Raw genomic sequence first — 20,749 nt, 5'->3', positions numbered from 1 at the left:
TGTGGAAGCACTGCCGACAGGAAAAAAACACGAGAAAAATCAAACCCACGCGAGCACATGGAGTTAGAAGTTAAAGTGATTTATCAAGAGTAAGATTTTTTCGGTATTACCAGAGAGGATCTGCTATCGAATCAAGCAGGGAAGGAAAAGGTGGAGAGTCGATCTGTAAGCCGGGTTTTGTCGAGGACAGTCATTCCTCTACGACGGCCATCACTGGACGCCTCTAGCAACCTACCCGGTTCCGACGCGGGCCACGCCTGATGGAACCCTATTTGGTCTTGCTCCGAGTGGGGTTTACCTAGCCACGAACTGTTGCCAGCCGTGCGGTGCGCTCTTACCGCACCTTTTCACCCTTACCGGCACCGAAGTGCTTAGGCGGTTATTTTCTGTGGCACTTTCCGTAGGCTCGCGCCTCCCAGGCGTTACCTGGCACTCTGCCCTATGGAGCCCGGACTTTCCTCCCCCTGCTGCTCGCACAACCGAAGTTGCGGAACAAAAGCAGGCAGCGACTGTCCGATCGACTCTCCGCCGACAAGGTTACCGGCACGCGCGCCCAAGAACAAGCAATACCGGCACATATATCATTCTGCCACTACTCAGCCTTCTGCTTTTCCAGGGCAAGTTGATACAGCAGGTTCTTGCGTACCCCGGTAATTTCCGCCGCAAGCGCCGCCGCCCGCTTGAGCGGCAGCTCTGCCAGCAGCAAGTCAAGCACGCGCTGCGCCTCGGCACTGATGGCCTGTTCGCCCTCGGGCGCACTCCAGCCACCCACCAGCACCACGCACTCACCGCGCTGCTGGTTACTGTCGCCAGCAACGAATGATCGCAGCTCAGCCAACGGCAAGCCCTTGAGGGTCTCGAATGTCTTGGTCAGCTCGCGCGCCAGCAGCGCCGGGCGCTCGCCACCAAATACCGCCTCCATGTCTTCCAGGCATTCCAGGATACGGTGCGGCGCCTCATAGAAGATCAGCGTGCGCGGTTCTTCCTTCACCTGCTCCAGACGCGCCTTGCGCCCCGCCTGCTTCGCCGGCAGGAAGCCTTCGAAGATGAAGCGGTCCGATGGCAGGCCGGCCGCCGACAACGCGGCAATCAAGGCGCACGCGCCCGGCACCGGCACCACATTCACACCTGCGGCCCGCGCCTGGCGCACCAGGTGGTAGCCCGGGTCGGAAATCAGCGGCGTACCGGCATCGGATACCAGCGCCACGTTCTCGCCAGCCAGCAACTTGGTGAGAAAACGCCCGCCCTCATCGCGTTCGTTGTGCTCATGGCAGGCCGCCAGCGGCGTATCGATACCAAAGTGCTGCAACAGACGGATCGAATGACGGGTGTCTTCGGCGGCGATGAGCGCCACATCCGCCAGCACCTTCAGCGCCCTGGCGCTCATGTCGTCAAGGTTGCCGATGGGGGTTGCCACCACATACAGCGTCCCCACCGTGGATTTCGAAGCCCCTGCCACATCAGTCACTGCGCACACCTGTCATTCGGATCAAAGGCGCCATTGTAGCCCGAGCGCCTGTAACAGGGCGCAAAGAACTTCACCTGCGACCAGCGGCAAGCCACCTATAGTGAAGGATCAGCACAGCGACATCGCGCCCCGGCCAGTGCTTGGGTACAATTGCCGGCCAACTTGATCGAGTAACAGGACCTTTACATGATCGCTTGCCTGCGGCTGCTAACAGCCCTCTGCCTCGCTGCCCTGCTGGCAGCCTGCGCCAGCTCGCCCTCATCCAGCCTGGGCGAACTGCCACGCACCCCGGACGCCAGCATCGAGCAACTGCTCGAAAAGGCCGCTTCCAGCAAGTCTGCGGAAGACGCCGCCCTGCTGCGCCTGAGCGCAGCCGACCTGGCCTACAAGCAGAAGGACTTCCCACGCGCCGCACGCATTCTCGAGCAAGTCCCGCTGGACACGCTCAAGCCGGCCCAACAAGTGTTCGCCAGCACCCTCGCTGCCGAGCTGGCCATGAGCCGTAACCAGCCCAAGGCGGCACTGACTGCCCTGGCGCACCCTAGTCTGCAGCGCGTTGCCGAACTGCCGGCAGAGCAGCAAGCGCGCACCTACAGCGTGCACGCCGCCGCCCTCGAAGCCGACGGCCAGGCCCTGGCTGCTGCGCAACAGCGCGTACTGCTGGCCCCGCTGCTGAGCGGCCAGGCCGCCAGTGCCAACAACGACGCCATCTGGGCCCTGGTCGCCTCGCTGCCGGCAGAGCAACTGCAACAGCCAGCCAACGACCAGACCCTGGCCGGCTGGACCAGCCTGGCGTTCGCCGTGAAAAGCGCAGGCACCCTGGAACAACAGCAAGCGGCTATCGAAACCTGGGTCAAACAGCACCCGGACCACCCAGCGGCACAACAACTGCCACTGGCACTGACCAAGCTCAAGGAGCTGGCCAGCCAGCCGCTGACCAAGATCGCCCTGCTGCTGCCTCAGGAGGGCCCGCTGGCCGGTGTTGCCCGCGCCCTGCGTGATGGCTTCATGGCCGCCCATTTCCAGGCCCAGCAAGCCGGCCAGCCAGCACCTGCAGTGCAGGTGTTCGACAGCTCGCGCATCGGCTCGCTTGACGACTTCTACCGCCAGGCCCAGGCCGCTGGCGTGCAACTGGTCATCGGCCCGCTGGAAAAACCACTGGTGAAGCAACTGGCGGCCAAACCGCAGTTGCCGATCACCACCCTGGCCCTCAACTACGCCGACGCTGGCCAGAAAGCGCCGCCGCAACTGTTCCAGTTCGGCCTGGCCGCCGAAGACGAAGCCCGTGAAGTCGCCCGCCGCGCCCGCGCCGACGGCATGGTCCGCGCCGTGGCGTTGGTGCCCAGTGGCGAATGGGGTGACCGCGTGCTGGCCGCCTTCCGCCAGGACTGGGAAGGCAATGGCGGCACCCTGCTCGCTGCCGAGCGCATTGCCCAGCCGGTTGCCCTGGCCCAGCAGATTGCCGACCTGTTCCAGCTGCGCCAGAGCGAAGGCCGCGCCAAGAGCCTGCAAAGCACGGTAGGTGGCAGCATCGCCGCACAACCGTCGCGCCGCCAGGACATCGATTTCATCTTCCTGGCCTCGACCCCGCAACAGGCCCAGCAGATCAAGCCGACCCTGAACTTCCAGTACGCTGGTGACGTGCCGGTCTATGCCACCTCGAACCTGTACAGCGCCAGTGGTGACGTTAACCAGTACAACGACATGAACGGCATCCGCTTCTGCGAAACGCCATGGCTGCTCGACACCAGCAACAGCTTGCGCCAGCAGGTTGTCCAGCAGTGGCCGCAAGCTGCCGGCAGCCTTGGCCGCCTGTATGCCATGGGCGTCGATGCCTACAGCCTCGCACCACGCCTGGGCCAACTGAAAGCGCTGCCGGACAACCGTGTCCTGGGCCTTTCGGGCAGCCTGAGCATCAATGCCAACCAGCGTGTCGAGCGCCAGCTGCCATGGGCCGAATTTGCTGGCGGCCAGGTCAAGCGCCTGCCTGATACTGCGCGTTGATGGCAACAGCATCGCCCACCCGTGCCGGGCAAGCGGCAGAAACCCGGGCCCTTGAGTACCTTCAAGGGCAGGGCCTGCAACTGCTGGCACGCAACTGGCGATGCAAAGGCGGCGAGCTTGATCTGGTCATGCTCGACGCCGATACAGTAGTATTCGTCGAGGTCCGCTACCGGTTGCACGCGGGCTTCGGTGGTGCCCTCGAAAGTATCGACGGGCGCAAGCAGAACCGGTTGGTGCTCGCCGCCAGCCTGTTCCTGCAGAAGGAACCCCGCTGGGGCAACCACCCCTGCCGCTTCGACGTTGTCGCCCTGCAGGGCAGCCACCATGCAGGCAGACCGCTTCAATGGCTGAAAAACGCCTTCGAATGCTGAACTCACTTCGTATTTTTTGCTCTATGTATCGCGGGCTGGTCGTTGTTGCGCGTAGCAAAGGCCACCGCCCCACTTAAGGTCACCAGATGGACATGCAATCCCGAATTCGCCGGCTGTTCCAGGCCAGCATCGACACCAAGCAACAGGCAATGGACATCCTGGCACCGCACATCGAGCAGGCAAGCCTGGTCATGGTCAATGCGCTGCTCAACGAGGGCAAGATGCTCGCCTGTGGCAACGGCGGCTCTGCCGGTGATGCCCAGCACTTTTCGTCCGAGCTGCTCAACCGCTTCGAGCGCGAACGCCCGAGCCTGCCGGCCATTGCGCTGACCACCGACAGCTCGACCCTGACCTCGATCGCCAACGACTACAGCTACAACGAAGTCTTTTCCAAGCAGATCCGCGCCCTGGGCCAGCCTGGGGACGTTCTGCTGGCGATCTCCACCAGCGGCAACTCGGCCAACGTGATCCAGGCGATCCAGGCCGCACATGACCGCGAAATGATTGTCGTAGCATTGACGGGTCGCGACGGCGGCGGCATGGCTTCGCTGCTGCTGCCCGAAGACGTGGAAATCCGCGTACCTTCAACCGTTACTGCGCGCATCCAGGAAGTCCACCTGCTGGCGATCCACTGCCTGTGCGATCTGATCGACAGCCAACTGTTCGGGAGTGAAGAATGACCCCTATGCGCCTCGGCCTGATGGCCCTGACCCTGTGCCTGAGCGTCACCGGTTGCAGCTCGGTACTCACCTCTACCCGTAATTCGCCCATCGAGGACGATCGCGGCACGCGCACCATCGGCAGCAAAATCGACGATTCGCTGATCGAAACCAAAGCCGCCGTAAACATTTCCAAGGCCAGCCCTGACCTGGACAAGGGCTCGCACATCGTTGTCAGCAGCTACAACGGCATCGTCCTGCTGGCCGGCCAGACGCCACGTGCAGACCTCAAGAGCCTCGCCGAGCAGACCGCCGGCCAGGTACAGCGCGTCAAGAAAGTGCACAACGAACTGCAGGTGATGCAGCCTTCCTCGATCCTGGCGCGCAACAACGACGCCTGGCTGACCACCAAGATCAAGACACAGATGCTGACTGACAATGCCGTGCCCAGCTCGCGCATCAAGGTGATCACCGAGAACGGCATCGTCTACCTGCTGGGCCTGGTGACGCAGCAGGAGGCCAACTCGGCCACCGCCGTGGTTCAGGGCGTGTCGGGCGTGCAGAAGATCGTCAAGCTGTTCGAGTACATCGACTGATTCACTGATTGCCTGTGCCGGCCTCTTCGCGGGCTTGCCCGCTCCCACAGTTTTTTCGATTTGCGCAACGCCTGTGGGAGCGGGCAAGCCCGCGAAGAGGCCAGCACAGGCAACAACAATGCCCCACATTTCAGAAACCCGGGAAACACCGCATGAAAAAGCTTCTGCTGCCTGCCCTGCTGTTCGGCACCTTCGCCACCCTGGCCGGCTGCTCCACCCCTAGCCTGATCACCCTCAACGATGGCCGTGAAATCCAGGCTGTCGACGCACCGAAGTACGACCGCGACGCTGGCTTCTACGAGTTCCAGCAACTCGACGGCAAGCGCACCCGCATCAACAAGGACCAGGTACGCACCATCAGCGACCTGTAACCCAAGGTTGGCAGCAAAGAAAAAGGCGACCCTTACGGATCGCCTTTTTTTGTTACTTCACCACCTTCAAGCTTGGCCGACCACTCGGGCGTGGTGGCTGGCCACCACCCTCTGGCGGGCCATCATCATCTGGCTGCACCTCATCGTCTTCCAGCTCGTCACCCTCCAGCGGGGATTCCAGCTCAAAGACCATGCCCTGGCCATTTTCACGGGCGTAGATACCCAGGATGGCGCCAACCGGCACGAACAGCGAATGAGCCACGCCACTGAAGCGGCCCTCGAAGCTGACCGCATCGTTGTCCATGTGCAGGCTGCGCACGGCACTTGGCGAGATATTCAAGACGATCTGACCATCACTGGCGAAACCATCCGGCACCTGAACTTTCGGGAATTCGGCATTGACCAGCATATGGGGCGTGCAATCGTTGTCGACGATCCACTCATACAGTGCTCGAACCAGATAGGGGCGACTGGAGTTCATCAACGGCTCCTTAAAGCTTGCGCATTTCACGTTCTACGGAGGACAGGCTCGCCTGGAAAGACTCGCGGGCAAACTGACGCTCCATGTAATCCAGCAGCGGCTTGGCTTGCCGCGGCAACTCGATACCCAACACTGGCAAACGCCAGAGTATGGGCAATAGACAGCAATCGACCAGGCTTTGCTCATCGCTCATGAAGCAGGCGAATTCATTGAACAGTGGCGAAACGCCGGTCAGGCTTTCGCGCAGGGCCTTGCGTGCTTCGGTACGGACCGCTTCACTGCTGCGCGAATCGAGCACGGTATCGGCCAGGGCACACCAGTCACGCTGGATGCGGTGTATCAGCAAACGGCTGTTACCGCGCGCAACCGGGTATACCGGCATCAGCGGCGGGTGCGGGTAACGCTCTTCGAGGTATTCCATCACCACGGTCGATTCATACAACGCCAGGTCACGGTCGACCAGGGTCGGCACGCTGCCGTAAGGGTTGACCTCAGCCAGCTTGGGCGGCAGGCGGGCCGGGTCGACATCGATGACCTGTACGCTGACACCCTTCTCGGCCAGCACCAGGCGTACCCGATGAGAGTAATGATCAGCGGGATCGGAATAGCAGGCTAACCTGTTGGTTGCGCCCATGTAGCGGCTCCTCGCACGGGATGCTTGTGCAACTGTAAATGAAAACGCGCCCGGGGCGCCCCAGCATTTCTGCTGGGGCGCCCCGGGCGCGTTCAACAACCAGAAACTACTGCGTGATCAGTGCACGTCCTTCCAGTATTCACGCTTGAGCAAGTAGGCGAATACGAAGAAGAAAGCCAGGTACAGCAACACATAGGTACCGATGCGCTGGCTTTCCAGTTTGACCGGGTTGGCCGAATAGGCCAGGAAGGTCACCAGGTTCTTGACCTTCTCGTCGAACTGCTCGGTGGTCAGGGTACCGGATTTCGGCGTAATGGTCAGCTGGTCACAGGCTTCGTGGGTAATCGGGCTGCCGGTCAACGGGTCGAATTGCTTCTTGCCATCGGTCACCGTCTGCACCTGTTTGCAGCCAATCACCTGGTTACCCTGCAGGCCGACCAGCACGTTAGGCATGCCGACGTTCGGGAACACCTTGTTGTTCACCCCGTAAGGCCGCGACGGGTCCTCGTAGAAGCTGCGCAGGTAGGTGTAGAGCCAGTCGGTACCCCGCACGCGAGCCACCAGGGTGAGGTCGGGCGGTGCGGCGCCAAACCAGGTCTTGGCGTCACTGGGCTTCATGCCGATCTGCATGTGGTCACCGATCTTGGCACCGGTGAACACCAGCTTCTCGAGCATCAGCTCGTGCGGGATACCCAGGTCATCGGCTACCCGCTCATAACGCTGGAACTTGGCACTGTGGCAACCCATGCAATAGTTGGCAAAGGTGCGCGCACCGTCCTGCATGGCGGCCTTGTCGGTCAGGTCGATATCGGCCTTGTCCAGCTCCAGGCTGTGTTCGGCAGCGAAGGAAAAGGCAGGCATCACTGCCAGCAAAAATACTGCAATCAACTTTTTCATCAGCCAGTCACCCTTTCCGGAACCGGTTTGGTCTTCTCGAGCCTTGTGTAGAACGGCATCAGCAGGAAGTAGGCGAAGTACAACACCGTGCACACCTGCGACAGCAAGGTACGCCCAGGTGTCGGCGCCAGTACGCCCAGCACACCGAGGATGACGAAGGCCACGCAGAACACCAGCAGGAAGACCTTGCTGATCCAGCCCTTGTAACGCATGGATTTCACCGGGCTGCGGTCGAGCCACGGCAGTACGAACAGCACGGCGATGGCCGCGCCCATGGCAATGACACCCATCAGTTTGTCAGGCACCGCACGCAAGATTGCGTAGAACGGTGTGAAGTACCACACCGGCGCAATGTGCTCAGGTGTCTTGAAGGCGTTGGCCTGCTCGAAGTTCGGTTTTTCCAGGAAGTAACCGCCCATTTCCGGGAAGAAGAACACCACGGCGCAGAACACGAAGAGGAACACCACCACGCCGACAATGTCCTTGACGGTGTAGTACGGGTGGAACGGAATGCCGTCCAGCGGAATGCCGTTTTCGTCCTTTTTCTTCTTGATGTCGACACCATCGGGGTTGTTCGATCCCACTTCGTGCAGAGCAAGAATGTGCAGCACCACCAGGCCGAGAATCACGATCGGCAGGGCAACCACGTGCAGGGCGAAGAAGCGGTTCAGGGTAATCCCCGAAATCAGGTAGTCACCACGAATCCACTGGGTGAGGTCACCACCGATCACCGGGATCGCACCGAACAGGGAGATGATCACCTGGGCACCCCAGTACGACATCTGCCCCCACGGCAGCAGGTAGCCCATGAAGGCTTCGGCCATCAGTGCCAGGTAGATCAGCATGCCGAACAGCCACACCAGCTCGCGTGGCTTCTGGTAGGAGCCGTAGAGCAAGCCACGGAACATGTGCAGGTAGACCACGATGAAGAACGCCGACGCACCGGTGGAGTGCAGGTAGCGCAGGATCCAGCCGTATTCCACGTCACGCATGATGTACTCGACCGAGGCGAATGCCTCTTCCGCCGAGGGCGTGAAGCTCATGGTCAGCCATACGCCGGTGACGATCTGGTTGACCAGTACCAGCAATGCCAGGGAGCCGAAGAAGTACAGGAAGTTGAAGTTCTTGGGCGCGTAATACTTGCTCAGGTGGTCTTCCCACATCTTGGTGGCGGGGAAGCGAGCATCAATCCAGTCCATGAACTTGCTCATCATGCTTTCTCCTGGTCGACGCCGATGACGACGATTTCGTCCGACTCATAAGAGTGCGGCGGCACGGGCAGGTTGAGAGGTGCCGGCTGCGACTTGTAGACACGGCCAGCCAGGTCGTAGTGGGAGCCGTGGCACGGGCAGAAGTAGCCACCCACCCATTTCGGACCAAGGTCGGCCGGTGCAACTTCCGGGCGGAAGGTGGGCGAGCAGCCCAGGTGCGTGCACAGGCCAACGAGAATGAGGATTTCCGGCTTGATCGAGCGAACCTCGGGGTCGACATAGGTCGGCTGCACCGAGGCCTTGGAGTCTGGGTCAGACAGGTCGCCGGTGATTTTTTTCAGGTTGCCGAGGATCTCCTGCGTTCGCCGCACGATGAACACCGGCTGGCCACGCCACTCGGCCACCATCTGCTGCCCGGCCTCGACCTTGGCGATATTGACCTTCACCGGTGCACCTGCGGCTTTCGCCTTGGCACTGGGAAACCATGACCCCACGAACGGTACCGCAGCCCCCACTGCTCCCGCTGCCCCGACCACGGATGTCGCGGCTACGAGGAAGCGGCGCCGGCCTGCGTTGACGCCGTCATTGCTCATTCAGTCCTCTCCCATCAGCTTGCTTGGCCTGTTGAATCAGGCTCGTACTTAGGTTGTGTCAGTGGCACTAAAATTTGGTCGCCATGGTAAGAAACAAATCCACACACTGACAAGGTGATTACCCCGGCAAGGGCCCTCTACCCGCGGTTTGCTTGATCTGTGTCTATGCGACAAGCGGCCACTGACATGCTGACAGGTTAGTTCAAGCCAAAAAAAAAGCCCGGTTCCAAGGAACCGGGCTTTTCTCGACTGCCGAAGCGGTATTAACGCTTGGAGTACTGAGGACGCTTACGCGCTTTACGCAGACCCACTTTCTTACGCTCGACTTCACGAGCGTCGCGGGTGACGTAGCCAGCACGACGCAGAGCGCCACGCAGGGTTTCGTCGTATTCCATCAGAGCGCGGGTGATACCGTGACGGATCGCACCGGCTTGACCGCTGACACCACCACCGGAAACGGTGACGTAGATGTCGAACTTCTCAACGGTTTCGGTCAGCTCGAGCGGCTGACGAACAACCATGCGAGCGGTTTCGCGACCGAAGAACACGTCCAGAGAACGGTTGTTGATGGAGATGTTACCAGTACCCGGACGCAGGAATACGCGAGCGGTTGCGGTCTTGCGACGGCCAGTGCCGTAATTTTGAGTCGCCGACATAATGAACTATCCCGTTAGATCTTCAGTTCTTGAGGCTGCTGAGCAGTGTGTGGGTGAGCAGCACCCGCGTACACTTTCAGCTTACGGTACATGTCGCGACCCAGCGGGTTCTTAGGCAGCATGCCTTTGACCGCGGTTTCGATAACACGCTCAGGGGCCTTGGCGATCAACTTCTCGAAGTTGATTTCCTTGATACCGCCCGGGAAACCGGAGTGGGAGTAGTACATTTTGTCGGAAGACTTGGCACCAGTCACACGAACCTGCTCGGCGTTGATAACGACGATGTAGTCGCCGGTGTCAACGTGAGGGGTGTATTCTGGTTTGTGTTTGCCACGCAGACGGGTAGCGATTTCGGTAGCCAGACGACCCAGGGTCTGGCCAGCGGCGTCGACTACGAACCACTCGCGCTTTACTGTTTCCGGTTTAGCAGTAAAAGTTTTCATTCTCTAAAGCCTCAGAGGCCGCCCAGCGAAAAATAGACGGCGAATCTTACTGGATAGTGCACAGCTTGCCAAGGGCAAGCGCGCAGCCGAACACAGACGCTTTTGGGGGCTCGGGTCGGGCACGCCAATGTTCGACGGGGTTCTTCCTGCGTGATGGTGCATCACTTCCGCCACGCGGAGAGGGGCTGAATTATCCAGATTGCGAGAAAAATTTCAACCTGCTTTGATGGGCATCTATTGCCAAGGAGTGTCTAACCGATGGAATACCGCCAGCTCGGCCGTACCGACCTCAACGTCAGCGCCCTGTGCCTGGGCACCATGACCTGGGGTGAACAGAACGTTCAGGCCGAAGCCTTCGAACAGATTGCCCGGGCCAAGGCCGCCGGGGTCAACTTCATCGACACCGCCGAGATGTACCCGGTGCCGCCCCGCCCGGAAACCTATGCGGCCACCGAGCGCATCATCGGCAACTGGTTCCGTGCCAATGGTGACCGCGACGACTGGGTGCTGGCCAGCAAGGTCGCAGGCCCAGGCAACGGCATCAGCCACATCCGCGACGGCCAGCTCAAGCACAACCGCCAGCACATCGTCGCGGCGCTGGACGAGAGCCTGAAGCGCCTGCAGACCGACCGTATCGACCTGTACCAGCTGCACTGGCCGGAACGCAGCACCAACTTCTTCGGCAAGCTGGGCTACCAGCACCTGCCGCAGGACCACTTCACCCCGCTGGAAGAAACCCTCGAAGTACTCGACGAACAGGTGCGCGCAGGCAAGATCCGCCATGTCGGCCTGTCCAACGAAACGCCGTGGGGCACCATGAAGTTCCTGCAACTGGCCGAAAGCCGTGGCTGGCCGCGGGCGGTGTCGATCCAGAACCCGTACAACCTGCTCAACCGCAGCTTCGAGGTGGGCCTGGCGGAAGTGGCCATCCGCGAGCAGTGCGGCCTGCTGGCTTATTCGCCACTGGCGTTCGGCATGCTCTCGGGCAAGTACGAGAACGGTGCACGCCCGGACAACGCACGCCTCACCCTCTTCAGCCGCTTTGCCCGCTACTCCAACCCGCAGACCGTTGCAGCCTGTAGCCGCTACGTGCAACTGGCTCGCGAGCATGGCCTGGACCCGGCGCAGATGGCCCTGGCATTCGTCACCCGGCAACCGTTCGTGACCAGCAACATCATTGGCGCTACCAGCCTGGAGCAACTGGACAGCAACCTGGCCAGCATCGAGCTGAACCTGAATGACGAGCTGCTGGCAGCGATCGAGGCAATTCATCAGGAGCAACCGAACCCGGCGCCTTGAGCGTAATCCTTTACCGGCCTATTCGCGGGCACGCCCGCTCCCACAGGGTTCAGCGCAGCCCCTGTGGGAGCGGGCTTGCCCGCGAAGAAGACCACGCGGTGCTGCGGGGTAGACACAATCGCCAAAAAATAAGACGATCCAGCCGGTGATTGACCACTCTACCCTATAAGAACAATGACAATGATGTTTACCCAACCCTCCGCGTCGCTGCGGCGCGTCAGCATCCTGGCCATTGACAAGGTATTTGCTTCTACCTTGATGCAGGCCAAGGACTTCTTCCATCTCGCCGCCCTGCGCTACAGCAAGCAGCTTGGCCTGGGCTTGCAGCCCATGTTCGAAATCCGCCTGGTGAGCCCCGACGGCCAGCCCGTGGACAGCTTCAGCAATGTACAGCTGCCGGTCGACGGTGGCCTGGACGACGCCGATGTGATCATCCTTCCGGCCTACTGGGACGACTTCGACAACCTGCTGCAACGTTACCCACAGGTGCTACCTTGGCTGCGTGACCAGCATGCGCGTGGCGCGGTGCTGTGCGCCGAAGCCAGTGGCGTGTTCTGGCTGGCCGAGTCCGGCCTGCTCGATGGCAAGGAGGCGACCACCTACTGGCGCTTCTTCAACACGTTTGCCGAGCGCTTCCCGAAGATCCGGTTGAACCAGGACAAGCACCTGACCGACGCCGACAATATCTATTGCGCTGGCGGTGCCACCTCGGCCTGCGACCTGTACATCTACCTGATCGAACGCTTCTGCGGCGCCAACGTGGCCCGCGCCGTGGCCCGCGACATCCTCTACGAAGTGCAGCGCAACTACACCCCAGGGCGCATGGGCTTTGGCGGGCAGAAGCTGCACCAGGACCTGATCATCCTGCAGATCCAGCACTGGCTGGAAGAGCACTTCGCCGACAAGTTCCGCTTCGAGGACGTGGCCCGCAACCACGGCATGAGCATCCGCAACTTCATGCGCCGCTTCCAGGGCGCAACGGGTGACAAGCCCCTGCACTACCTGCAACGGCTACGGATCGAGACCGCCAAAGGGTTGTTGTCGAGCACGCGCAAGAGCATCAAGACCATCAGTTATGAGGTCGGCTATGACGATGCCAGTTTCTTTGCGCGGTTGTTCCGCCAGCATACCGAGTTGTCGCCGAACCAGTATCGGCAGCAGTTCATGCAGGAGGCTTGAGGCCCAGGGGGCTGCTTCGCAGCCCATCGCGACACAAGGCCGCTCCCACAAGGTCCTGCATACACAGGTCAATGTGGGAGCGGCCTTGCGTCGCGATGGGCCGCAAAGCGGCCCCAAAAATCTTATGGCTTGTGCGCCCGCGACAGGAATTCGTGCGACTGCATCTCCAGCAACCGGCTCAGGGTGCGCTGGAACTCGAAGCTCAGACGCCCACCGGTATACAGGTCTTTCAGCTCCACCTCAGCCGAGATGATCAGCTTGACGTTGCGGTCGTAGAACTCGTCCACCATGTTGATGAAACGGCGGGCGATGTCGTCGGTGGCGACCCCCATCTGCTCCACGTTGCTCAGCAGCACGGCGTGGAAGATCTTGCCCAGTTCGATGTAGTCGTTCTGGCTGCGCGGCCCGTCGCACAGGGCGCGGAAGTCGAACCAGGCCACGTCGTCGCAGGTACGCAGGGCATGGATCGGGCGGTTCTCGATCATCAGCACATCGTTTTCGACCGCCTGGGTGCATTCCGGGGTCAGCGCCTTGAAGCTGGCGCGCATGCTCTGGTGCGCCGCGTCATTGAGCGGGTAGTGGAACAGTTCGGCCTGCTCCAGGTGGCGCAGGCGGTAGTCGACGCCGCTGTCGACGTTCACCACATCGGTGAACTGCTTGATCATGGCAATGGCCGGCAGGAAGCGCGCACGTTGCAGGCCGTCCTTGTACAGGCCGTCCGGCACGATGTTGGAGGTGGCCACCAGCGAAACGCCGTTCTTGAAGAGCTCTTCCATCAGGGTGCCGAGGATCATGGCATCGGTAATGTCCGACACGAAGAATTCGTCGAAGCAGATGACCTTGGCTTCGTCGCTGAAGCGCTTGGCGATGATGGTGAGCGGGTTCTTCTCGCCCTTGAGGGTTTTCATTTCCTCATGCACACGCTTCATGAAGCGGTGGAAGTGCGTGCGCATCTTCTGCTTGAACGGCAGCGCCTCATAGAAGGTATCGACCAGGTAGGTCTTGCCTCGCCCTACCCCACCCCAGAAGTACAGGCCCTTGACCGGGGTCTGTTCCTTCTTGCCGAACAGCTTGCCGAACACGCCCGGCTTGTTGTTCTGCGCGTGTACAAGGTCGTCGTACAGGCGCTGCAAGTGACGCACCGCAGTTTCCTGCGCCGCGTCATGGAAGAAGTCGGGACGTTTCAGATCTGCTTGATAGCGTTCTAAGGGAGTCATGATTCGTTAGCGAGGCAACAAAAAACGGGCCGTCACTGTAGCGACAGGCCCGCCTTATGGCAATCAGACTTGCGTCAATATGCCTCAGTCCTGCTGTGGTGCCAGGGCATCGCGCAGGCTTTGAATGGCTGCATCAAGGGCCTCGGCGCTGTCGAACTGCGGCCCGTCGGCAACCTGCTCGCCATTCAGCCACAGGCCGAAGCCCAAGCCTTCGACACGCACATCGGCCTCGCCACCTTGCTGCAACTGCTTGCTCACGGCGCCGGCGCTCCTGCCATCGGCAAAGCTGCGCGACAGCAGCAGTTGCTCGCCGTCGGCGGCCAGCAGGCGGAAGCGGAAGCTGCCGTCTTCATCACGGAAGCTGACAAAGCGCGCACTCTTGGCGGCTTTCTTCTTCACTTCGGTATTGGCCTGTACGCCACTGCGGAACGAACGCAAGCCAACGGACTCGCGCAGTTGTTCGAGGAACGGCGTGGCGATTTTGCGGGCCTTGGCGGCGCCGGCCAGCAGGATGTCTTCCAGGTCTGCCGGGCGGGCGATCAACTGGTGGTAGTACTCGCGTTTTTCGGCCAGCTGGCCGTCCAGCAGCTGGAACAGGCGCTGCTTGGCATCGCCCCAGCCCAGGCCCTGCAACAGCTCATCACGGAATTCAGCGCACTGCGCTGGCGTCGAGAAAGCCTGGTAAAGGGTGAACAGGTGCGAGTTGTCCGGGTCTTTCGCTTCGCCTGGGGCGCGCGAGTCGGTGACGATGCGCGAGATGGCGTCTTTCATATCCTTGGCGCTAGTGAACAACGGGATGGTGTTGTCGTAGCTCTTGGACATCTTGCGCCCGTCCAGGCCTGGCAGGGTCGCCACGCTTTCTTCGATCACCGCCTCCGGCAGGGCGAAGAAGTCCTTGCCCTGGCCGAACAGGTGGTTGAAGCGCTGACCGATGTCGCGGGCCATTTCCACGTGCTGGATCTGGTCACGGCCGACCGGCACCTTGTTGGCGTTGAACATGAGGATGTCGGCGGCCATCAGCACCGGGTAGCTGAACAGGCCCATGGTCACGCCGGCGTCCGGGTCTTCGCCGGCCTCGACGTTCTTGTCCACCGAGGCCTTGTAGGCATGGGCACGGTTCAGCAGGCCCTTGGCGGCAACGCAGGTCAGCAGCCAGGTCAGCTCGGGGATTTCCGGGATGTCGGACTGGCGGTAGAAGGTCACCTTGTCCGGGTCCAGGCCACCGGCCAGCCAGGTGGCGGCGATTTCCAGGCGCGAGCGCTGGATGCGCAGCGGGTCATCGCACTTGATCAGGGCGTGGTAGTCGGCCAGGAAGTAGAACGAGTCGACACCGGGCTGCTGGCTGGCACGGATCGCCGGGCGAATGGCGCCGGCGTAGTTGCCCAGGTGCGGAGTGCCGGTGGTGGTGATACCGGTAAGAATGCGCGTGGTCATGGGTGTTCGCTTATTCAGGCTTGGCTCAGTTCGAAAGGCGCGGCAGCAGCAGATCCTTCAGATCGGTCAGCTTGCCATGGAAGAAGTGGCCACATTCTGCCACTTTCAGCAGCTCATGGGGGCGCGACAGGCTGTCGGACCATTCGTAAACCAGCTGCGGCGCAACCACTTCATCGGCGTCTGGCTGCACCACGGTGATCGGGCAGTGCTGTGGCAACGGGAATTCGGCCGTCAGGCGCATGACTGCCGGGGCAATCATGAACAAGTGTTGCAGCGATACCCCGGCAGCTTCCAGGCGGCCGGCCAGGCTGGTCGCGACAAAGCCACCGAACGAGAAGCCCATCAGTACCACTGGCAGCTCGGGGTGCTTCGCACGCAGCCAGGCTGCGGCGGCCTCGGCATCGGCCACTTCGCCGGCGCCCATGTCATGGCTACCGGCGCTCTGGCCTACACCACGGTAGTTGAAACGCAGGGTCACATAGCCGGCATCGCGGGCAGTGCGTTGCAGGGTCGAGACCACCTTGTTGAGCATGGTGCCGCCCTGGACCGGGTTGGGGTGGCAGATCAGCACCGCGCCGCGGGCATCGGCCACGTCCAGGTACAAGGCTTCCAGCTGGCCGCTGGGGCCGTCGATGAACAAGGGGGTTTCGCGGACAAGCAAGGCACTACTCCGTGACCTCGGGGAGGGTCGATTCGTCTAGGTGAGGAATTCTGTTCTGATTTGCGATCGCTCGCGGTATACAGCGCAGGTCTGAGCCGTTAACGTAAAGCAAAGCCGTTTATAGAGGAAGGACTCGTGGAACTCTCGCTCCTTGTTTGGTTGTTGCCGACCCTGGCCCTGGTCATTGGTGTGGTAGTTGGTTTCGTCGTGGCCCGCCTGCTGCCCAATGCCGCGCCCAGCAGCACCCAGCGTCAGCTGGATGAAATGCAGAAGCGCTTCGACAGCTACCAGAACGAAGTGGTGACCCACTTCAACAGCACTGCGGTACTGGTGAAAAAGCTGACCCAGAGCTACCAGGATGTCCAGGACCACCTGGCCGACGGCGCCAATACCCTGGCCCTCGACGAACTGACCCGTCAGCGCCTGCTGGCCGCGCTGCACTCCGAAGGCAGCCAAGGCCCACGCGATCGCCTGACGCCGCCGAAGGACACTGCTGAAGTACCCCGCGACTACGCGCCAAAAGCGCCAAACTCGCCTGGTATGCTCGACGAGAGCTACGGGCTCAAGCGCTAAGCTGGCAAACATGAAGAAGGCCTCGAAAGAGGCCTTTTTTGTGCGCTGGATTCACCGGCCTCTTCGCGGGCACGCCCGCTCCCACAGGGACACCACAGGACTCAAGACCTGTGAAATACCTGTGGGAGCGGGCGTGCCCGCGAAGAGGCCAGCACAGGCACCCTAGCTGCAAGCCTGCAATGCCTGTTCGACATCCGCCAGCAGGTCCTCCACATCCTCCAGCCCCACCGACAGGCGCACCAGCCCCTCCGAGATCCCGTGATGCGCCCGCTCCTTCGGCGTATAGCTGGAATGCGTCATGCTCGCCGGGTGCTGCGCCAGCGACTCGGCATCCCCCAGGCTCACCGCCCGGGCAAACAGCTGCAAGGCATTCATGAAACGCCGCCCGGCCTCGATCCCACCCTTCAACTCAAAAGCAATCATCCCACCCGGCAAACGCATCTGCCGCTGCGCCAGCTCGTACTGGGCGAACGATGGCAAGCCCGGGTAGTGAATCAACTCGACCTGAGGCTGCCGAGCCAGGAACTGCGCCACCTCCAGTGCATTGGCGCAGTGGCGGTCCATGCGCAGCGCGAGGGTCTTGATCCCGCGCATCAATAACGCAGCGTCATGCGGCGACAGCACCGCCCCGGTCATGTCTTTGAGCCCTTCCAGGCGAATGCGGTCGATCAGCGCCTTGCGCCCCACCACCAGCCCGGCGGTAATGTCGCCATGGCCGCTGAGGTACTTGGTCGCCGAATGCACCACCAGGTCCGCCCCCAGTTCCAGCGGCCGCTGCAGGTACGGCGTGCAATAGGTGTTGTCGACCACCACCCACACATCATGCCCCCGCACCGCCTCGGCTACCGCAGCAATATCCACCAGTTGCATGTTGGGGTTGGCCGGTGTTTCGAAGTAGATCATCCGCGTTTTGCTGTTGATCGCCGCTTTAAGCGCCTTGGCATCGTTGAGGTCAACATGGCGGACCTTTACCCCGAACTCACCAATGCCATGGTGCAAGAAGGCAAAGGTGCAGCCATACAACGTGCGCCCGACAATCAACTCGTCGCCGGGCCGCAGCAGGGTCCAGATGGTCGAGGTGATCGCCCCCATCCCCGACGCCAACGCCAACCCCGCTTCGCCTCCCTCCAGCGAAGCCATGCGCTGCTCCAGCAGGGCCAGGGTAGGGTTGGAGATACGGCTATAGAAATGCCCCGCCTCTTCCCCGGCAAAGCAGGCCGCGCCGTATTCGACGGTGGGAAATGCATATGTGGCGGTCTGGTACACCGGCGGCACCAGCGCGCCACCGTGGGACAGCGGGTCGTAGCCATGGTGAATGGCCCGCGTGGAAAAACCGGTGTTGTTATGGGAGTCGCGCATGGCAACAGCCTCTGGTGGTTTGTTATAAGCTTATGCCACCGAGCTACCCGATTTTTTCCAAAATGGCCCACGCATGCGGGTGGTTATTGGGACAAAAACAATAATTGGATAATCAGGAGGGCAAATCATGCCTTCGAGCCTCGACCGCACCGACCGCGCACTGCTCGCCGCCCTGCAGGACAACGCCCGCCTCACCGTTGCCGAACTGGCCGACCAGGTGGCACTGACCACCTCGCCCTGCTGGCGACGGGTCAAACTGCTGGAAGACAACGGCTACATCACCGGCTATCAGGCCATCCTCTCGCCAAAGTCCTTGGGGTTTGGTGTAACTGCGTTCGTCAGCATCATGATGGACTCGCACACCAAGGACATGGCGCTGGCGTTCGAGAAGCGGCTGATGGAAATCCCCGAAATCGTCGCCTGCCACAACATCTCCGGGCGTTATGACTTTTTGCTGGAGATATTGGCGCGGGATCTGGAGTCGTTCGGCGAATTCACCCGCGAGGTGCTGCAGCGGTTGCCGGGGGTGAAGGAAATCTATTCGAGTTTTTCGTACAAGGCGGTGAAAGAAAAGCGGGTAATACCCGTGTCGGAAAAACACATATAAGAAACATCTTTCCAATCAGTAGGAACGCTCCTACTGACAGACAACCCGCCTCCGACATACAAACAGAGCATCCCTGGGCACAATTTCCAAGCCTTTCACCCAAGGGACGACTCCATGGCCAGCTTTCTTCCAGAGTTCATCATCCAAAAACTCGCAGGTCGAACATTCGACAGCTTCGACCACTTCTCCCGTTCCTTCTGGCTAGCAATTGCAGAAGACCCGATCTACAGCCAGCAATTCATCCCCGCACAACTCAACCGCCTCAAGAAAGGCTGGCCTCCTCGCGCACCCTTCTGTGACACCGCGAAAGGTTTGCGCTCCTACCAGATTATCCACCTGCACCTGCCCGAATGGGGTGGGTTGATGTACGACGCCGCGAACCTGCGAATAATGAGCGCCATGCAATATGCACTGTCATCGGAGGCGCCATGGTGACCAGCGAGAAGCACTGCCTTACGAACTATACATACGCTGAATTCCAGTCGATTGTTAAAGCGTTGATCCAGGCGGAGGGTTCTCCAGCATGGCAGGACCGGTTACTGGAGCTGTTTATCGAGTTGGTAGCACATCCCGCCGGTTCGGACCTGATCTACTACCCAGGCAACGAAGAGGATGGCAATGCCGAAACAGTAATGGCACTCATCGTGAAGTGGAGAGAATCGAAGGGGCTATCACTGTTCAGGGATCAGAAATGTGAGCCAAATAGCTGATCAGGTGCAGGAAGCACTGAACAAGCATGAAGCGCTTTTTAGATTAATACCTGCAGGTACTTTCTTATACCGTGTGCAGCCTTCTCGCCATGATGCCAACCCCGTCAATTATCGAGCTGATTCCGATACTCGCTATGCCGACCCTGCCAGACAGGTAGGTGTTTATTACCTCGGCTTTACCGAGGAAGTTGCCGTCGCCGAGTCGTTCCAGCCGGGCCAGGGCATTGAAGGCCAGCCAGTGCGTCTGTCGCACCTGGAACAGACCTCCCTGCATCTGCTCAAGACAGCACGAGAATTGTGCGTAGTCGACGTAGCGGCCCTGGCGAATCGGACCACTCATCACAAGATACGGGATATGGTGCAGGCCAAGGGTCAGGGCCGGGAGGGCTATGCACTCACCCAGGAAATCAGCCAAGCATGCATGCTTCACCGCCGTGTTGATGGCCTGGTTTATCAGTCAGCGGTCTACACCATTACCGGCTCAATGAAAGGGTGCAATGTCGTGCTGTTCGAGGGCCGCTCAAAGCAGGTCAAAGCGATAAGCCATCAACCGGTGATGGCGGCCGTTCTGGCGAACGGGGAAACGGTAATAGAGCTTCTGGATAGCTTGGGTGTAGCGGTGGAGTAGAGGCACAAGTCGAATCTCCTGAAAAGGCCAGGTATTACTGCCCTGCTATAAAAGCATTCTTGAAGTCACGCTGGATGATTTCCAAGGCTGCACTGTCATCCAGCAATTCGAAACGTGGCAACTCGTTGCCCGGCTCTCCAGGTTCGGAGTAGTCCATGCTGCCGACCAAATGCTGAACCAGAAAATTCATGGCTTCGGTGTCAGCAGGATCTACATCGAGCGACGTGATCAGCTCCTCAACAACTGCTCTCGGCTTATTTTCGGCAAACTGAAACGACGGATAGAACTTTCTGCGATTACCAGTATTGGTGTAGGCGAGCAGCTTACCTGCCTTTGCCTTCTGGCTCAGCGCTTGCTTGCTGATACCCAGTATTTCACAAGCTGCCTTGGCATCCAGCAACTCGCAACGGCTGGCGACACGCTCGAATGCGCGCGCCTTCATCCTGGCGATGGCTTCCTGGTTGCGCGTTGCAACACTGCGCTTCGTTTCAACATCGACCTTGGCTAGCGCAACAAACGCTTTTTCGTCTGCCTGGGCCACCGCTTCCATCAACACCGCTTCAGATGCACGTGCAAGGTGCTCCTCGAAACGCTGGCGCAAGGCAGCTTTGGCAGCTTCGATGCAAGCGAATGCCGGGTGGAGCGCTTCGCGAGTAGCAGTGGCCATGGGGAATCCTTGAATACGTAGAGGCTATTGG

At 60.6% G+C, this 20,749-nt stretch carries 25 protein-coding genes and 1 other RNA gene; 12 read left to right on the top strand and 14 right to left on the bottom strand.

Annotated features, from left to right (window positions below; genetic code table 11):
* Positions 1 to 150 precede the first annotated feature (150 nt).
* Positions 151 to 525, bottom strand: an RNA gene (rnpB, locus tag ACFY9W_RS07130) — RNase P RNA component class A.
* A 67-nt stretch (positions 526 to 592) separates the two neighbouring features.
* Positions 593 to 1,468, bottom strand: a complete 876-nt coding sequence (rsmI, locus tag ACFY9W_RS07125; protein ID WP_391127677.1) for a 16S rRNA (cytidine(1402)-2'-O)-methyltransferase — start codon at positions 1,466 to 1,468, stop codon at positions 593 to 595.
* 186 nt (positions 1,469 to 1,654) lie between these two features.
* On the opposite strand from rsmI, the gene ACFY9W_RS07120 reads away from it, so the two are divergent.
* The 5 genes from ACFY9W_RS07120 (at position 1,655) to ACFY9W_RS07100 (ending at position 5,469) form a co-directional block, all read left to right on the top strand.
* On the top strand, positions 1,655 to 3,472 hold the full coding sequence (locus ACFY9W_RS07120) for a penicillin-binding protein activator (protein ID WP_391127674.1): 1,818 nt from the start codon (positions 1,655 to 1,657) through the stop codon (positions 3,470 to 3,472).
* Positions 3,472 to 3,843, top strand: a complete 372-nt coding sequence (locus ACFY9W_RS07115; protein WP_391127671.1) for a YraN family protein — start codon at positions 3,472 to 3,474, stop codon at positions 3,841 to 3,843. Before ACFY9W_RS07120 ends, ACFY9W_RS07115 begins: the two co-directional genes overlap by 1 nt.
* 86 nt (positions 3,844 to 3,929) lie before the next feature.
* Positions 3,930 to 4,523 (top strand): phosphoheptose isomerase, encoded by a 594-nt coding sequence (locus ACFY9W_RS07110; RefSeq protein WP_012274070.1) that lies wholly within the window; start codon positions 3,930 to 3,932, stop codon positions 4,521 to 4,523.
* The gene (locus tag ACFY9W_RS07105) at positions 4,520 to 5,098 is read left to right on the top strand and encodes a BON domain-containing protein (protein WP_016713549.1); all 579 of its coding nucleotides are present in this window, start codon (positions 4,520 to 4,522) and stop codon (positions 5,096 to 5,098) included. The genes ACFY9W_RS07110 and ACFY9W_RS07105 overlap by 4 nt, the downstream gene beginning before the upstream one ends.
* A 152-nt stretch (positions 5,099 to 5,250) precedes the next feature.
* Positions 5,251 to 5,469, top strand: coding sequence for a YgdI/YgdR family lipoprotein (locus ACFY9W_RS07100; protein ID WP_391127666.1), 219 nt, complete (start codon positions 5,251 to 5,253; stop codon positions 5,467 to 5,469).
* A 52-nt stretch (positions 5,470 to 5,521) separates the two neighbouring features.
* Here the strand turns inward: ACFY9W_RS07100 and ACFY9W_RS07095 are convergent, their stop codons facing one another.
* From ACFY9W_RS07095 to rplM, 7 genes are all read right to left on the bottom strand, one after another.
* Entirely contained in the window at positions 5,522 to 5,950 is a 429-nt protein-coding gene (locus ACFY9W_RS07095) for a ClpXP protease specificity-enhancing factor (RefSeq protein ID WP_391127663.1), read from the bottom strand.
* 10 nt (positions 5,951 to 5,960) lie between these two features.
* Entirely contained in the window at positions 5,961 to 6,584 is a 624-nt protein-coding gene (locus ACFY9W_RS07090) for a glutathione S-transferase N-terminal domain-containing protein (protein WP_391127661.1), read from the bottom strand.
* Positions 6,585 to 6,701: 117 nt separating this feature from the next.
* On the bottom strand, positions 6,702 to 7,481 hold the full coding sequence (locus ACFY9W_RS07085) for a cytochrome c1 (RefSeq protein ID WP_391127658.1): 780 nt from the start codon (positions 7,479 to 7,481) through the stop codon (positions 6,702 to 6,704).
* On the bottom strand, positions 7,481 to 8,692 hold the full coding sequence (locus ACFY9W_RS07080) for a cytochrome b N-terminal domain-containing protein (protein WP_391127788.1): 1,212 nt from the start codon (positions 8,690 to 8,692) through the stop codon (positions 7,481 to 7,483). The genes ACFY9W_RS07085 and ACFY9W_RS07080 overlap by 1 nt, the downstream gene beginning before the upstream one ends.
* Entirely contained in the window at positions 8,692 to 9,285 is a 594-nt protein-coding gene (gene petA, locus ACFY9W_RS07075; RefSeq protein WP_391127655.1) for a ubiquinol-cytochrome c reductase iron-sulfur subunit, read from the bottom strand. Before petA ends, ACFY9W_RS07080 begins: the two co-directional genes overlap by 1 nt.
* A gap of 263 nt (positions 9,286 to 9,548) precedes the next feature.
* Positions 9,549 to 9,941: a 30S ribosomal protein S9 gene (rpsI, locus tag ACFY9W_RS07070; RefSeq protein WP_003260797.1), complete on the bottom strand. Its 393-nt coding sequence runs from the start codon at positions 9,939 to 9,941 to the stop codon at positions 9,549 to 9,551.
* 14 nt (positions 9,942 to 9,955) lie between these two features.
* Positions 9,956 to 10,384, bottom strand: a complete 429-nt coding sequence (gene rplM / locus ACFY9W_RS07065; RefSeq protein WP_003251819.1) for a 50S ribosomal protein L13 — start codon at positions 10,382 to 10,384, stop codon at positions 9,956 to 9,958.
* A gap of 258 nt (positions 10,385 to 10,642) precedes the next feature.
* Between rplM and ACFY9W_RS07060 the strand changes: the two genes are divergently transcribed.
* On the top strand, positions 10,643 to 11,683 hold the full coding sequence (locus tag ACFY9W_RS07060; RefSeq protein ID WP_391127651.1) for an NADP(H)-dependent aldo-keto reductase: 1,041 nt from the start codon (positions 10,643 to 10,645) through the stop codon (positions 11,681 to 11,683).
* 258 nt (positions 11,684 to 11,941) lie between these two features.
* On the top strand, positions 11,942 to 12,862 hold the full coding sequence (locus tag ACFY9W_RS07055) for a helix-turn-helix domain-containing protein (protein WP_391127785.1): 921 nt from the start codon (positions 11,942 to 11,944) through the stop codon (positions 12,860 to 12,862).
* A gap of 122 nt (positions 12,863 to 12,984) precedes the next feature.
* Here ACFY9W_RS07055 and zapE read toward each other — a convergent pair whose 3' ends face one another.
* The 3 genes from zapE to ACFY9W_RS07040 all read right to left on the bottom strand — a co-directional run bounded on the left by zapE (position 12,985) and on the right by ACFY9W_RS07040 (position 16,174).
* Positions 12,985 to 14,079, bottom strand: coding sequence for a cell division protein ZapE (gene zapE / locus ACFY9W_RS07050; protein WP_391127648.1), 1,095 nt, complete (start codon positions 14,077 to 14,079; stop codon positions 12,985 to 12,987).
* Positions 14,080 to 14,163: 84 nt separating this feature from the next.
* Positions 14,164 to 15,513: a tryptophan--tRNA ligase gene (locus tag ACFY9W_RS07045; RefSeq protein WP_391127645.1), complete on the bottom strand. Its 1,350-nt coding sequence runs from the start codon at positions 15,511 to 15,513 to the stop codon at positions 14,164 to 14,166.
* 25 nt (positions 15,514 to 15,538) lie between these two features.
* Positions 15,539 to 16,174 carry an alpha/beta fold hydrolase gene (locus ACFY9W_RS07040; RefSeq protein WP_391127643.1) on the bottom strand — a complete coding sequence of 212 codons (636 nt, stop codon included), beginning with the start codon at positions 16,172 to 16,174 and terminating at the stop codon, positions 15,539 to 15,541.
* Positions 16,175 to 16,309: 135 nt separating this feature from the next.
* Here ACFY9W_RS07040 and ACFY9W_RS07035 point away from each other — a divergent pair, with 135 nt between their 5' ends.
* Complete coding sequence (locus tag ACFY9W_RS07035) at positions 16,310 to 16,747, top strand: ZapG family protein (RefSeq protein ID WP_391127640.1); 438 nt, start codon at positions 16,310 to 16,312, stop codon at positions 16,745 to 16,747.
* 162 nt (positions 16,748 to 16,909) lie between these two features.
* Here ACFY9W_RS07035 and ACFY9W_RS07030 read toward each other — a convergent pair whose 3' ends face one another.
* The gene (locus ACFY9W_RS07030; RefSeq protein WP_391127637.1) at positions 16,910 to 18,106 is read right to left on the bottom strand and encodes a methionine gamma-lyase; all 1,197 of its coding nucleotides are present in this window, start codon (positions 18,104 to 18,106) and stop codon (positions 16,910 to 16,912) included.
* 127 nt (positions 18,107 to 18,233) lie between these two features.
* On the opposite strand from ACFY9W_RS07030, the gene ACFY9W_RS07025 reads away from it, so the two are divergent.
* The 4 genes from ACFY9W_RS07025 (at position 18,234) to ACFY9W_RS07010 (ending at position 20,051) form a co-directional block, all read left to right on the top strand.
* The gene (locus ACFY9W_RS07025) at positions 18,234 to 18,713 is read left to right on the top strand and encodes an Lrp/AsnC ligand binding domain-containing protein (protein ID WP_391127634.1); all 480 of its coding nucleotides are present in this window, start codon (positions 18,234 to 18,236) and stop codon (positions 18,711 to 18,713) included.
* Positions 18,714 to 18,827: 114 nt separating this feature from the next.
* Positions 18,828 to 19,148: an S-type pyocin gene (locus ACFY9W_RS07020; RefSeq protein ID WP_391127631.1), complete on the top strand. Its 321-nt coding sequence runs from the start codon at positions 18,828 to 18,830 to the stop codon at positions 19,146 to 19,148.
* The gene (locus ACFY9W_RS07015; RefSeq protein ID WP_391127628.1) at positions 19,142 to 19,423 is read left to right on the top strand and encodes a bacteriocin immunity protein; all 282 of its coding nucleotides are present in this window, start codon (positions 19,142 to 19,144) and stop codon (positions 19,421 to 19,423) included. Before ACFY9W_RS07020 ends, ACFY9W_RS07015 begins: the two co-directional genes overlap by 7 nt.
* Positions 19,407 to 20,051, top strand: coding sequence for an RES domain-containing protein (locus ACFY9W_RS07010; RefSeq protein WP_391127625.1), 645 nt, complete (start codon positions 19,407 to 19,409; stop codon positions 20,049 to 20,051). The genes ACFY9W_RS07015 and ACFY9W_RS07010 overlap by 17 nt, the downstream gene beginning before the upstream one ends.
* Before the next feature lie 34 nt (positions 20,052 to 20,085).
* On the opposite strand, the gene ACFY9W_RS07005 is transcribed toward ACFY9W_RS07010, so the two are convergent.
* The gene (locus ACFY9W_RS07005; protein WP_391127622.1) at positions 20,086 to 20,718 is read right to left on the bottom strand and encodes a hypothetical protein; all 633 of its coding nucleotides are present in this window, start codon (positions 20,716 to 20,718) and stop codon (positions 20,086 to 20,088) included.
* Positions 20,719 to 20,749 lie beyond the last annotated feature (31 nt).

It is taken from the genome of Pseudomonas sp. NPDC008258 (assembly GCF_042956345.1).
Taxonomy (GTDB): domain Bacteria; phylum Pseudomonadota; class Gammaproteobacteria; order Pseudomonadales; family Pseudomonadaceae; genus Aquipseudomonas.
Note: the sequence above shows the minus strand (reverse complement) of the source record. Positions and strands in the feature narration are given on the sequence as shown.